A 12,348-nucleotide genomic window follows, 5' to 3' on the forward strand; every position below is an offset into this window, starting at 1 on the left:
TAGGCACCCCAGGCTTTACACTTTATGCGTCCGACTCGTATGTTGTGTGAAATTGTTAGCGGATAACAATTTCACACAGGATACAGCTATGACTATGATTACGGATTCACTGGCCGTCGTATTACAACGTCGTGACTGGGAAAACCCTGGCGTTACCCAACTTAATCGCCTTGCAGCACATCCCCCTTTCGCCAGCTGGCGTAATAGCGAAGAGGCCCGCACCAATCTCCCTTCCCAACAGTTGCGCAGCCTGAATGGTGAGTGGCAATTTGTCTGGTTTCCGGCACCAGAAGCGGTTCCGGAAAGCTGGCTGGAGTGCGATCTTCCTGTCGCCGATACTGTCGTCGTCCCCTCAAACTGGCAGATGCACGGTTACGACGCGCCCATCTACACCAACGTGACCTATCCCATTACGGTCAATCCGCCATTTGTTCCCACGGAGAATCCGACTGGTTGTTACTCGCTCACATTTAATGTTGATGAAAGCTGGCTACAGGAAGGCCAGACGCGAATTATTTTTGATGGCGTTAACTCGGCGTTTCATCTGTGGTGCAACGGGCGCTGGGTCGGTTACGGCCAGGACAGCCGTTTGCCGTCTGAATTTGACCTGAGCACATTTTTACGCGCCGGAGAAAACCGCCTCGCGGTGATGGTGCTGCGCTGGAGTGACGGCAGTTATCTGGAAGATCAGGATATGTGGCGGATGAGCGGCATTTTCCGTGACGTCTCGTTGCTGCATAAACCGAGCACGCAAATCAGCGATTTCCATGTAGCCACTCACTTTAATGATGATTTCAGCCGCGCTGTACTGGAGGCAGACGTTCAGATGTACGGCGAGCTGCGCGATGAGCTGCGGGTGACGGTTTCTTTGTGGCAGGGTGAAACGCAGGTCGCCAGCGGCACCGCGCCTTTCGGCGGTGAAATTATCGATGAGCGTGGTGGTTATGCCGATCACGTCACCCTACGTCTGAACGTCGAAAACCCGAAACTGTGGAGCGCCGAAATCCCGAATCTCTATCGTGCGGTGGTTGAACTGCACACCGCCGACGGCACGCTGATTGAAGCAGAAGCCTGCGATGTCGGTTTCCGCGAGGTGCGGATTGAAAATGGTCTGCTGCTGCTGAACGGCAAGCCGTTGCTGATTCGCGGCGTTAACCGTCACGAGCATCATCCTCTGCATGGTCAGGTCATGGATGAGCAGACGATGGTGCAGGATATCCTGCTGATGAAGCAGAACAACTTTAACGCCGTGCGCTGTTCGCATTATCCGAACCATCCGCTGTGGTACACGCTGTGCGACCACTACGGCCTGTATGTGGTGGATGAAGCCAACATTGAAACCCACGGCATGGTGCCAATGAATCGTCTGACCGATGATCCGCGCTGGCTACCCGCGATGAGCGAACGCGTAACGCGAATGGTGCAGCGCGATCGTAATCACCCGAGTGTGATCATCTGGTCGCTGGGGAATGAATCAGGCCACGGCGCTAATCACGACGCACTCTATCGCTGGATCAAATCTGTCGATCCTTCCCGCCCGGTACAGTATGAAGGCGGCGGAGCCGACACCTTCGCAACCGATATTATTTGCCCGATGTACGCGCGCGTGGATGAAGACCAGCCCTTCCCGGCTGTGCCGAAATGGTCCATCAAAAAATGGCTTTCGTTGCCTGGAGAGACGCGCCCGCTGATCCTTTGCGAATACGCCCACGCGATGGGTAACAGTCTTGGCGGCTTCGCTAAATACTGGCAGGCGTTTCGTCAGTACCCCCGTTTACAGGGCGGCTTCGTCTGGGACTGGGTGGATCAGTCGCTGATTAAATATGATGAAAATGGCAATCCGTGGTCGGCTTACGGCGGTGATTTTGGCGATACGCCGAATGATCGCCAGTTCTGCATGAACGGTCTGGTCTTTGCCGACCGCACGCCGCATCCGGCGCTGACGGAAGCAAAACACCAGCAGCAGTTTTTCCAGTTCAGTTTATCCGGGCGAACCATCGAAGTGACCAGCGAATACCTGTTCCGTCATAGCGATAACGAGCTCCTGCACTGGATGGTAGCGCTGGATGGCAAGCCGCTGGCAAGCGGTGAAGTGCCTCTGGATGTCGCTCCACAAGGTAAACAGTTGATTGAACTGCCTGGACTACCGCAGCCGAAGAGCGCCGGACAACTCTGGCTAACGGTTCACGTAGTGCAACCGAACGCGACCACATGGTCAGCAGCCGGACACATCAGCGCCTGGCAGCAGTGGCGTCTGGCGGAAAACCTCAGCGTGACACTCCCCTCCGCGCCCCACGCCATCCCGCAACTGACCACCAGCGAAACGGATTTTTGCATCGAGCTGGATAATAAGCGTTGGCAATTTAACCGCCAGTCAGGCTTTCTTTCACAGATGTGGATTGGCGATAAAAAACAACTGCTGACGCCGCTGCGCGATCAGTTCACCCGCGCACCGCTGGATAACGACATTGGCGTAAGTGAAGCGACCCGCATTGACCCTAACGCCTGGGTCGAACGCTGGAAGGCGGCGGGCCATTACCAGGCCGAAGCAGCGTTGTTGCAGTGCACGGCAGATACGCTTGCCGACGCGGTGCTGATTACCACGGTCCACGCGTGGCAGCATCAGGGGAAAACCTTATTTATCAGCCGGAAAACCTACCGGATTGATGGAAGTGGTCAAATGGTGATTACCGTTGATGTTGAAGTGGCGAGCAATACGCCACATCCGGCGCGGATTGGCCTGACCTGCCAGCTGGCGCAGGTAGCAGAGCGGGTAAACTGGCTCGGATTAGGGCCGCAAGAAAACTATCCCGACCGCCTTACTGCGGCCTGTTTTGACCGCTGGGATCTGCCATTGTCAGACATGTATACCCCGTACGTCTTCCCGAGCGAAAACGGTCTGCGCTGCGGGACGCGCGAATTGAGTTATGGCCCACACCAGTGGCGCGGCGACTTCCAGTTCAACATCAGCCGCTACAGTCAACAGCAACTGATGGAAACCAGCCATCGCCATCTGCTGCACGCGGAAGAAGGCACATGGCTGAATATCGACGGTTTCCATATGGGGATTGGTGGCGACGACTCCTGGAGCCCGTCAGTGTCGGCGGAATTCCAGCTTAGCGCCGGTAGCTACCATTACCAGTTGCTCTGGTGTCAAAAATAATAATAACCGGGCAGGCCATGTCTGCCCGTATTTCGCGTAAGGAAATCCATTATGTACTATTTAAAAAACACAAACTTTTGGATGTTCGGTTTATTCTTTTTCTTTTACTTTTTTATCATGGGAGCCTACTTCCCGTTTTTCCCGATTTGGCTACATGACATCAACCATATCAGCAAAAGTGATACGGGTATTATTTTTGCCGCTATTTCTCTGTTCTCGCTATTATTCCAACCGCTGTTTGGTCTGCTTTCTGACAAACTCGGGCTGCGCAAATACCTGCTGTGGATTATTACCGGTATGTTAGTGATGTTTGCGCCGTTCTTTATTTTTATCTTCGGGCCACTGTTACAATACAACATTTTAGTAGGATCGATTGTTGGTGGTATTTATCTAGGCTTTTGTTTTAACGCCGGTGCGCCAGCAGTAGAGGCATTTATCGAGAAAGTCAGCCGTCGCAGTAATTTCGAATTTGGTCGCGCGCGGATGTTTGGCTGTGTTGGCTGGGCGCTGTGTGCCTCGATTGTCGGCATCATGTTCACCATCAATAATCAGTTTGTTTTCTGGCTGGGTTCTGGCTGTGCATTCATCCTCGCCGTTTTGCTCTTTTTCGCCAAAACAGATGCGCCCTCTTCTGCCACGGTTGCCAATGCGGTAGGTGCCAACCATTCGGCATTTAGCCTTAAGCTGGCGCTGGAACTGTTCAGACAGCCAAAACTGTGGTTTTTGTCACTGTATGTTATTGGCGTTTCCTGCACCTACGATGTTTTTGACCAACAGTTTGCTAATTTCTTTACTTCGTTCTTTGCTACCGGTGAACAGGGTACGCGGGTATTTGGCTACGTAACGACAATGGGCGAATTACTTAACGCCTCGATTATGTTTTTTGCGCCACTGATCATTAATCGCATCGGTGGGAAAAACGCCCTGCTGCTGGCTGGCACTATTATGTCAGTACGTATTATTGGCTCATCGTTCGCTACCTCAGCACTGGAAGTGGTTATTCTGAAAACGCTGCATATGTTTGAAGTACCGTTCCTGCTGGTGGGCAGCTTTAAATATATTACCAGCCAGTTTGAAGTGCGTTTTTCAGCGACGATTTATCTGGTCTGTTTCTGCTTCTTTAAGCAACTGGCGATGATTTTTATGTCTATTCTGGCGGGCAATATGTATGAAAGCATCGGTTTCCAGGGCGCTTACCTGGTGCTGGGTCTGGTGGCGCTGGGCTTCACCTTAATTTCCGTGTTCACGCTTAGCGGCCCCGGCCCACTTTCCCTGCTGCGTCGCTAGGTGAATGAAGTCGCTTAAGAAATTAATGTCGGATACGGCGCGAGCGCCTTATCCGACCAACTTATCAGGACGGAATGTTAAAAATGAACATGTCGATGACAGAAAAAATAAAAGCAGGCAAGCTATTTACCGATATGTGCGAAGGCTTACCTGAAAAAAGACTTCGTGGGAAAACATTAATGTATGAGTTCAATCACTCGCATCCATCAGAAGTTGAAAAAAGGGTAATGACTCCAACTTATTGATAGTGTTTTATGTTCAGATAATGCCCGATGACTTTGTCATGCAGCTCCACCGATTTTGAGAGCGACAGCGACTTCCGTCCCAGCCGTGCCAGGTGCTGCCTCAGATTCAGGTTATGCCGCTCAATTCGCTGCGTATATCGCTTGCTGATTACGTGCAGCTTTCCCTTCAGGCGGGATTCATACAGCGGCCAGCCATCCGTCATCCATATCACCACGTCAAAGGGTGACAGCAGGCTCATAAGACGCCCCAGCGTCGCCATAGTGCGTTCACCGAATACGTGCGCAAACCGTCTTCCGGAGCCTGTCATACGCGTAAAACAGCCAGCGCTGGCGCGATTTAGCCCCGACATAGCCCCACTGTTCGTCCATTTCCGCGCAGACGATGACGTCACTGCCCGGCTGTATGCGCGAGGTTACCGACTGCGGCCTGAGTTTTTTAAGTGACGTAAAATCGTGTTGAGGCCAACGCCCATAATGCGGGCGGTTGCCCGGCATCCAACACCATTCATGGCCATATCAATGATTTTCTGGTGCGTACCGGGTTGAGAAGCGGTGTAAGTGAACTGCAGTTGCCATGTTTTACGGCAGTGAGAGCAGAGATAGCGCTGATGTCCGGCAGTGCTTTTGCCGTTACGCACCACCCCGTCAGTAGCTGAACAGGAGGGACAGCTGATAGAAACAGAAGCCACTGGAGCACCTCAAAAACACCATCATACACTAAATCAGTAAGTTGGCAGCATCACCGTGCATCGGGTAATGACTCCAACTTACTGATAGTGTTTTATGTTCAGATAATGCCCGATGACCTTGTCATGCAGCTCCACCGATTTTGAGAACGACAGTGACTTCCGTCCCAGCCTTGCCAGATGTTGTCTCAGATTCAGGTTATGTCGCTCAATGCGCTGAGTGTAACGCTTGCTGATAACGTGCAGCTTTCCCTTCAGGCGGGATTCATACAGCGGCCAGCCATCCGTCAGCCATCCGTCATCCATACCACGACCTCAAAGGCCGACAGCAGGCTCAGAAGACGCTCCAGTGTGGCCAGAGTGCGTTCACCGAAGACGTGCGCCACAACCGTCCTCCGTATCCTGTCATACGCGTAAAACAGCCAGCGCTGACGTGATTTAGCACCGACGTAGCCCCACTGTTCGTCCATTTCAGCGCAGACAATCACATCACTGCCCGGTTGTATGCGCGAGGTTACCGACTGCGGCCTGAGTTTTTTAAGTGACGTAAAACCGTGTTGAGGCCAACGCCCATAATGCGTGCACTGGCGCGACATCCGACGCCATTCATGGCCATATCAATGATTTTCTGGTGCGTACCGGGCTGAGAGGCGGTGTAAGTGAACTGTAGTTGCCATGTTTTACGGCAATGAGAGCAGAGATAGCGCTGATGTCCGGCAGTGCTTTTGCCGTTACGCACCACGCCTTCAGTAACGGAGCAGGAAGGACATCTGATGGAAATGGAAGCCACGCAAGCACCTTAAAATCACCATCATACACTAAATCAGTAAGTTGGCAGCATTACCTGGTTTTACGAATATCTCTGTTGGTACATGCGCCGGAGTAGTTCTCAGTATCGGGGCATACGTTTTCTGAAATTTATTAAGTTCTTTTAAGGCTTCCTCAGCGTTTTTACGAATATGTAATTCAATTTCTCTGCGTGTGATGTCAGTAACAAGGATACGCACTTTATCATGTGATGCAAAATTCTCCAGTTTTTCAAGAATGTATAAGCCAAACTGAAAATGCTTTCGTTCATAGGCAGATGTATCGATATAAACAAGGCGGGTAATGAGTTCCATGATCATCTTCCTGAGATGGTTGGGGGGATGGTTCAGTATAAGTCTCATCCAATACTTGTTGTATGATTCAGTACACAAGGTTATCTGCGGCTTGACAGATCTGCGTTTTGTTTTGAAAATGAACAGGCTTATACGTTGCTTTTGCAACCACCAATGATTCAGTAGCCTGTGAGAATCGCCTTCGGGTGGCTACAACAAAAGCTCCTGTAACCTGAAAAGGGGCAAAAAATTGGTAAATCTGCACACCTTTGAGAGCAGATATCGTCAATTTAAGCGCACTATGACGCGACGATAAAGGTTCCTTCTGTACTAACCAGACAGTCAGAATGTTGTTTTTTCTGACTCCCCGACGGGAAACACTTCCCGCTCGGGCAGGTGTTTCCTTTTTTTATGGAGAAACACAATGTCTGTCATCTCTTCTGCGATTTTCCCTGAACATATCCTTACTCAGCTTCAGCAGTCTGCTGACGCAGCTGTCCGGAAATTGAAATCTTTCATTTATCTGCATCGCAACAGCAACTGGTATGTCAACGGCTCGGGCAATTATGCCGTCCGTGCTCATATCTCTTCTGTCAAAGACCAGGGCGTTAACGTCTTTCTTACCGTTCGTACAGGCTGCCACCGCGCCGAGTATGTTTTTCACCGCCTGCCGGTTTCCTTTCCTGAGGGAATAACAGGTCGTCGAAACGCATACCGCCATGCCTGCCGCCAGGCACAGCATCTGGCACACCTGCGCTACCGTTTTCTTTCCGGAGGGCATTCTCATGACTGAAGCACTGCACGACGTCACTTTTCGTATTCTGTCGATGTCTGAGACGCGACGGGATGTATGTCCCGCTCAGTATGGCCCCGTAAGTGGCGTTTTCATCAGGGGCGAAATCCTCAGAGATAACGTCTCCTGTGGCGAACAGGTTTTTGTCGCACCGCTCGGTGATTGTGATCCGGCTGACCCCGAACTTTGCGTCTGGTGTCAGTATTACGGATATTCTTCCCGGGTTAAGGCCGGCGACATACTGGATGGTGTGGCCGTTTCTGGCATAAATTTCGCTGATCCACTGTCGTTAGCTGTGCTGCAACGCCTCCGCTTTAATCCTGAATATGTGTATCAGGAGCAATCTGATTCATATGCACTGCACTGATCGGCTGATGAAGGCCGTGACCGTGAAATGTTGTGGACCCTGACGGGGATATCCCGTTATTTACCTGAGGATATACCCATGCACACAGACGTTTATACGCTTAAAACTCCACTGGACACGCTCAGCTGGCTTTGCCTGCTTGAGAGTGAACTCCTGAGCATCAGGGCATTTCAGCGTCTCGATCTTCATACGGACCGGGATGAAACGAATGAACTGACGTTTCTGGAAGATTCCATCATTGGGACCGGCACAGCTTATGGCTGGTTTGTCTTTTTACTCGGGGAAGGCGATATTCCGCCTTTGCCTGATACGTCTAAAAATCTGCTCTTCACGCTGGACGAGCTGGGAAAAGAAATTAACCGGCCCTTCTGGGAGAAGGCCGTGGATGAAGGTATCCAGGATGCCCGGTGTGATCGGGCTATAGCGGCTCTCGAACGGATGTAATCAGCAGACAGAACACACCCTGACGGGGATTTACTCCCGTCCGGGGGATAAATCCCCCCTTTTTTATTCGCGGAGGATTTATCGATGAAAAACCAGTTTTCTTCGCCGGCTTCCATGTCGGTTGTCTACACCATCGAGCATGTCAGCACGGTTCCGTTGCGACACTGGCATGCTTTCGTTCTGGCCGTCACAGAAACTTTCTGGCAACTGCCGGTGCGTCTGCGTCCGGGGAATACGTATCTGCCGTCGCTTAATCGCGCGGCTGACCTGTTTCCGGTTGCTGATGTCATGGCGTTTCGTGGCGACACAGGCGGCAGTGTCTGGCCGGTCAACATGACTATAGAGCGGGAGCGCAACCGCAATACGCTGAGTATCCAGGAGCTGGATTTTCAGCATCAGCCCTGCGATTTCTTTGCACGTATTGTGATGGTCCTGCTGCATAACCTGTGTCCGGACAGCTTCCGGATACATTCTTCAGACGAGGGTCGCAGCTGGGCGTTACCGTTACGCTGGATTGAACAACATCTCGGTCTGCCTGAGCAGCCGACGCTGACCGCGCCTCAGTCGGTACTGAAAACACCGGTAGGCGAGGGCGCGTTTGATTCCCTGCTGCTGCAGCTGCTCTCCGGTGGTGAGCGGGTGCTGAGCAATGAGGACTGGAATGCCTTCGTGCTGGCGGAATTCCATCTGTACGAACTGAAGCGGGTCGCGGAAAAATCTGACTCGTTTTAAACAGTACTGACTTTAACCCCGTCGGGAGAGATGACTCCGGACGGAGCGGCTCTCCCGTTTTTACAGGAGAGCCCCATGCTTTTTTTCGACAATAAAGACCTGACTAACGTCCTGCTAACCGCCCGTATGCAGGGAGGCCAGCTTCACCTGGCAAAGGATGAGGGTGTTTATCTTATGCCGGCCACCGGTGCCTGGCAGGGCAACGATCCGGTGCCGCGTATTGCGTATGCCGCAGGGTGTCACCCTCAGAAAAATGAGGACTGGTACGACACGGCACGCCTGCTTGCCGGCGGCGATGATTTCATTGAATCACTGTCGATAAGCGACGCGGTAGCCACCTCTGTACTGTCCGGCAGGACGGACCTGAGGCTCCTGATTACCGACACACAGATACAGGTGCTCACCGCTGCGACTGACCGGGTGAAAGTGGCGCAGTATCGCCAGAAGGCCGATCAGCTTTTGGCGAGTGCAGTCTGTCACTTCAGTGCCTGTGTCGGGCCTGATGAACTCTGCCGCTGGCGTGAAAACGCCGTGCGTCTGCTGACGCAGGCGGCCTTCATCAGCTGTAAGCGGGCGAAGCCTGAAGATCATCAAACTTTTCTGAACGCCTGTGGCAGGCTGCAGGCCAGGTTATCGCAGGTGACCCCGCAGGGGGCGCTGCGAATAACCGGACGTTAATTCACCCCGGCAGGGACTTTTCCTGCCGGAAAGATTCCTGCCTCTTTCTGAACCGAAGGAGGCCCGTATGGGACTGGATATTTTTCTCTACAGCCAGCACCGGCAGATCGTCGCAGTACCGGCACCGTATCATCCGGTGTGTGAACTGAGCCGCGATTTTTCACTGATTACCTGGCTGGATAAGCACGTCGGTGAGGTGGAAAACGCGACCTGTCTGGAACTGTCACGCGAGCATATTCAGCAACTGAAAGAGAGGCTGGACTGTGCGATTGCGACATTTACAGAGGGGAATGAGGATAATCCGCTTCTTCAGCGCCGGCTGCAGTACGTTTTCACCCTGCGTGACAGGCTGGAAAGCCTGCTCAGTGATTTTGACTTTGAACATGAATACCTGTGGTTTTATGCCGCATGGTAACTGACCTCTGAATTTCCCGTCGACGGGCGTATCTCTGCGCTCGCCGGCGCAGGGGTATGCCTCTGATTAAAGGTATATCTCATGAAAAAAACGACTTCACGCAAGGCGGCTCGCCGTCCGGCAAAACCGACTGACCTTTATCGCCAGATCACCGACCGCATTGTTGTCGCGCTGGAAAACGGCGTAGCGCCCTGGCGTAAGCCGTGGCGCGCGGCTGCCGGCAGCGGTCTGGCCGGTCTGCCCCTGAATGCCACAACCGGACGTCACTACAGCGGCGTGAATGTCCTGCTTCTCTGGATGTCAGCGGAAGAGCAGGGTTTTCGCAATAACCGCTGGATGACTTACCGGCAGGCGCAGCAGGCTGGCGGGCAGGTGCGTAAGGGTGAGAAAGCCACCCTGGCGGTGGTTTATAAGGACTGGACGAAGCAGGCAGAGGATCGCGAAGGCAACCGCCTTTATGACAGTGACGGTAAACCGCTGATGGAAACCGTGCCGATGCTCAAACCCCTGCAGCTGTTCAACGCTGAGCAGTGTGAGGGGTTGCCGGCAGAGGTTGCGGCTTCACCTGAGCAACCACCGACGGTGGATGAGGACGGCATACTCTGTCCGGACGTGATGAACAGGGTGATCCGGATGTTTAACGCCACTGGGGTTAAAAACCGGATGCTGCCTCAGAACCGGGCATATTACCGCCCGCTGACGGATGAAATTGTGATGCCGATGGCTGAGCAGTTTTTTACGGAAGCGGACTGCTGGTCCACGCTGTTGCATGAGCTTGTACACAGTACCGGTCATGCGAAGCGACTTAACCGGGAGGGGATAACCTCCTCATCCCGGCAGTTCGGGGACCCGGTGTATGCCTTTGAGGAGCTCATCGCCGAAATGGGCAGCGCGTTTTTGTGTGCTCAGCTCGGCGTGTTCGGTGAGGTTCAGCACGACAGCTATGTGGACCACTGGCTGAAGGTGCTGAAATCTGACAAAAAGGCCCTGTTCCGCGCCTGCCGGCATGCCCGGGAAGCGTCGGAATATCTGCTGGCACTGCCTGAAAGTCAGGCTGTGGCGGCGTAATTAACTTATCCGGTGACGGTTATTCCGTAACTGTCGCCGTCCCGTGAGGACACCGCTCCTCACGGGGCTGTGTCCTCTTTTTTTTATGAAAGAGGAGTATTCACTATGTCCGAATGGTGTCATAACCGCCTGGAAATCACCGGTAAATCAGTCTGCATCGATGTCATGCTGCAGTGGATAAACGGCACTGACGTACCGCGTCACCGCCACGCAGTGCAGCAGAGCATACAGCTGTTTCTGGCTGGCGCGGCGGGGATACTCAAGCCGGTGCGGACCACGTCGTATCCGCCCTGTCAGGGGCTGGTCCGTGCAGGCACCGGGCTTTCCACTGCGGCCAATCAGGCGTTTGAAAGCTGGCTGGCGCTCCTGCTGAAGGATGCCATCCTCGATGCGGAAACCATCAGAGCCGTGGACCGGCTTTATCACCAGTCAGGTCTGGGCGCGCTGAAATGGGAGAATATTCCCGACCCGGCACGTGAGGTTATGGCGGAGCTGATTGCCAGACAGTATACCGACTGGTTTGGTCTGGTCAGCGCCGGCGATGAGTCTCATGCTGCAACTGCCTGGGAGCGGCTCAGCCAGTATCCTGAACGCTCCCAGCCCTGCGATATGCTGGCCGTCATACCTACGCGGCTGGCAGCAGAGCTGAACGGCTCCGGGGGGCTGATGTCCGGTGTGTCGACCACAACCAGCCTCTACTGCCGGCAGTACGGCATGGAGTGGCCGGCCGGGCACAACGTCAACTGGCAGCGCCATACGCCTAACAGTCTTACGCTGCAGATGGATATGCCCTGGCTCCCGCCGTCAGGTGAGGTTGTCGGGGAAATCTCAGCGGTGTTTGACTGCGAGGTGCGTCACAGCTACAGCGAGCCCGTGAGCGGGCTCAGCGGTTACGACTGCTATGACGGCGGTGAGCATGTTGACGGACACAAAGGCGCGTCCGGCGCGCCTCAACCCGGACAGGTGCTTTATCTCGTCAGCGATGAGCCCGCTTCACCGGCTCAGGAACCTGCATCATATCGTGAGGTCCGGGGGTAAAAGCCTGTTCCTCCGTTGACTCAGCCACGGCTCTGCCGTGGCATTTTTTTCTCAGCCGACGGCCAGTTGACCAGGATATGTATTCCTTTTTATTGTGGCTTCAAACGGAATAATTAACCATTTGAATTTAATGATAATTCTTTTTGGCGAGCTAAGGAGTTCAAATCAATACCTGCCACTTACCAAAAACAAGAAGTTTTCAACTACCATCCATTGCTAAATGTTTCAAGTCGTTCTATAAGGAATGCTCATAATTAAGCTAATTCTTAATAATGATTTCAACATGTTAATAGTAGCATATTAATATTAACGTTTCTTATGGTTTCGAATGA

12 protein-coding genes and 3 pseudogenes are annotated in these 12,348 nt (G+C 53.1%); 11 read left to right on the forward strand and 4 right to left on the reverse strand.

Annotation, left to right across the window (positions count from 1 at the left end):
* The first annotated feature begins 88 nt into the window (after positions 1-88).
* From lacZ to HV318_RS15745, 3 genes and pseudogenes are all read left to right on the forward strand, one after another.
* The gene (gene lacZ / locus HV318_RS15735; protein WP_181250253.1) at positions 89-3,163 is read left to right on the forward strand and encodes a beta-galactosidase; all 3,075 of its coding nucleotides are present in this window, start codon (positions 89-91) and stop codon (positions 3,161-3,163) included.
* 51 nt (positions 3,164-3,214) lie between these two features.
* On the forward strand, positions 3,215-4,450 hold the full coding sequence (lacY, locus tag HV318_RS15740) for a lactose permease (protein WP_064146656.1): 1,236 nt from the start codon (positions 3,215-3,217) through the stop codon (positions 4,448-4,450).
* An 83-nt stretch (positions 4,451-4,533) separates the two neighbouring features.
* Positions 4,534-4,674: pseudogene (locus HV318_RS15745) on the forward strand (maltose acetyltransferase domain-containing protein); the annotation flags it as partial.
* A gap of 14 nt (positions 4,675-4,688) precedes the next feature.
* Here HV318_RS15745 and HV318_RS24335 read toward each other — a convergent pair.
* The 4 genes and pseudogenes from HV318_RS24335 to HV318_RS15760 all read right to left on the reverse strand — a co-directional run bounded on the left by HV318_RS24335 (position 4,689) and on the right by HV318_RS15760 (position 6,502).
* Positions 4,689-5,190 (reverse strand): annotated as a pseudogene (locus HV318_RS24335) (IS1 family transposase).
* Positions 5,109-5,384 carry an IS1-like element transposase gene (locus HV318_RS24340; RefSeq protein WP_000179213.1) on the reverse strand — a complete coding sequence of 92 codons (276 nt, stop codon included), beginning with the start codon at positions 5,382-5,384 and terminating at the stop codon, positions 5,109-5,111. The pseudogene HV318_RS24335 and the gene HV318_RS24340 overlap by 82 nt, the downstream one beginning before the upstream one ends.
* Before the next feature lie 78 nt (positions 5,385-5,462).
* Positions 5,463-6,171, reverse strand: a pseudogene (locus HV318_RS15755) (IS1 family transposase).
* Between the two features lie 28 nt (positions 6,172-6,199).
* On the reverse strand, positions 6,200-6,502 hold the full coding sequence (locus HV318_RS15760; RefSeq protein WP_016807936.1) for a PIN domain-containing protein: 303 nt from the start codon (positions 6,500-6,502) through the stop codon (positions 6,200-6,202).
* A gap of 403 nt (positions 6,503-6,905) precedes the next feature.
* Between HV318_RS15760 and HV318_RS15765 the strand changes: the two genes are divergently transcribed.
* The 8 genes from HV318_RS15765 to HV318_RS15800 all read left to right on the forward strand — a co-directional run bounded on the left by HV318_RS15765 (position 6,906) and on the right by HV318_RS15800 (position 12,016).
* Positions 6,906-7,274 carry a hypothetical protein gene (locus HV318_RS15765; protein WP_045282254.1) on the forward strand — a complete coding sequence of 123 codons (369 nt, stop codon included), beginning with the start codon at positions 6,906-6,908 and terminating at the stop codon, positions 7,272-7,274.
* A complete protein-coding gene (locus tag HV318_RS15770; RefSeq protein WP_016807934.1) occupies positions 7,267-7,641 on the forward strand; it encodes a hypothetical protein in 375 nt (124 codons plus the stop codon). Before HV318_RS15765 ends, HV318_RS15770 begins: the two co-directional genes overlap by 8 nt.
* A gap of 78 nt (positions 7,642-7,719) precedes the next feature.
* Positions 7,720-8,085: a hypothetical protein gene (locus HV318_RS15775; protein WP_016807933.1), complete on the forward strand. Its 366-nt coding sequence runs from the start codon at positions 7,720-7,722 to the stop codon at positions 8,083-8,085.
* 84 nt (positions 8,086-8,169) lie between these two features.
* Positions 8,170-8,817 carry a hypothetical protein gene (locus tag HV318_RS15780; protein WP_016807932.1) on the forward strand — a complete coding sequence of 216 codons (648 nt, stop codon included), beginning with the start codon at positions 8,170-8,172 and terminating at the stop codon, positions 8,815-8,817.
* Positions 8,818-8,892: 75 nt separating this feature from the next.
* On the forward strand, positions 8,893-9,495 hold the full coding sequence (locus HV318_RS15785; RefSeq protein WP_016807931.1) for a DUF3085 domain-containing protein: 603 nt from the start codon (positions 8,893-8,895) through the stop codon (positions 9,493-9,495).
* Between the two features lie 67 nt (positions 9,496-9,562).
* On the forward strand, positions 9,563-9,910 hold the full coding sequence (locus HV318_RS15790; RefSeq protein WP_016807930.1) for a hypothetical protein: 348 nt from the start codon (positions 9,563-9,565) through the stop codon (positions 9,908-9,910).
* Positions 9,911-9,991: 81 nt separating this feature from the next.
* Entirely contained in the window at positions 9,992-10,978 is a 987-nt protein-coding gene (locus tag HV318_RS15795; RefSeq protein ID WP_016807929.1) for an ArdC family protein, read from the forward strand.
* A 105-nt stretch (positions 10,979-11,083) separates the two neighbouring features.
* A complete protein-coding gene (locus HV318_RS15800) occupies positions 11,084-12,016 on the forward strand; it encodes a DUF1281 domain-containing protein (protein WP_016807928.1) in 933 nt (310 codons plus the stop codon).
* Positions 12,017-12,348: the final 332 nt, after the last annotated feature.

Origin of the sequence: Enterobacter sp. RHBSTW-00901 (assembly GCF_014103115.1) — a bacterium.
Classification (GTDB): Bacteria; Pseudomonadota; Gammaproteobacteria; order Enterobacterales; family Enterobacteriaceae; genus Enterobacter; species Enterobacter cloacae_P.

What these genes read in the sequence shown, in the direction of transcription:
- lacZ (WP_181250253.1), top strand. Translation starts at nt 89, where the DNA reads ATGACTATGATTACGGATTCACTGGCCGTCGTATTACAACGTCGTGAC.
- lacY (WP_064146656.1), top strand. Translation starts at nt 3,215, where the DNA reads ATGTACTATTTAAAAAACACAAACTTTTGGATGTTCGGTTTATTCTTT.
- HV318_RS15760 (WP_016807936.1), bottom strand. Translation starts at nt 6,502, where the DNA reads ATGGAACTCATTACCCGCCTTGTTTATATCGATACATCTGCCTATGAA.
- HV318_RS15765 (WP_045282254.1), top strand. Translation starts at nt 6,906, where the DNA reads ATGTCTGTCATCTCTTCTGCGATTTTCCCTGAACATATCCTTACTCAG.
- HV318_RS15770 (WP_016807934.1), top strand. Translation starts at nt 7,267, where the DNA reads ATGACTGAAGCACTGCACGACGTCACTTTTCGTATTCTGTCGATGTCT.
- HV318_RS15775 (WP_016807933.1), top strand. Translation starts at nt 7,720, where the DNA reads ATGCACACAGACGTTTATACGCTTAAAACTCCACTGGACACGCTCAGC.
- HV318_RS15780 (WP_016807932.1), top strand. Translation starts at nt 8,170, where the DNA reads ATGAAAAACCAGTTTTCTTCGCCGGCTTCCATGTCGGTTGTCTACACC.
- HV318_RS15785 (WP_016807931.1), top strand. Translation starts at nt 8,893, where the DNA reads ATGCTTTTTTTCGACAATAAAGACCTGACTAACGTCCTGCTAACCGCC.
- HV318_RS15790 (WP_016807930.1), top strand. Translation starts at nt 9,563, where the DNA reads ATGGGACTGGATATTTTTCTCTACAGCCAGCACCGGCAGATCGTCGCA.
- HV318_RS15795 (WP_016807929.1), top strand. Translation starts at nt 9,992, where the DNA reads ATGAAAAAAACGACTTCACGCAAGGCGGCTCGCCGTCCGGCAAAACCG.
- HV318_RS15800 (WP_016807928.1), top strand. Translation starts at nt 11,084, where the DNA reads ATGTCCGAATGGTGTCATAACCGCCTGGAAATCACCGGTAAATCAGTC.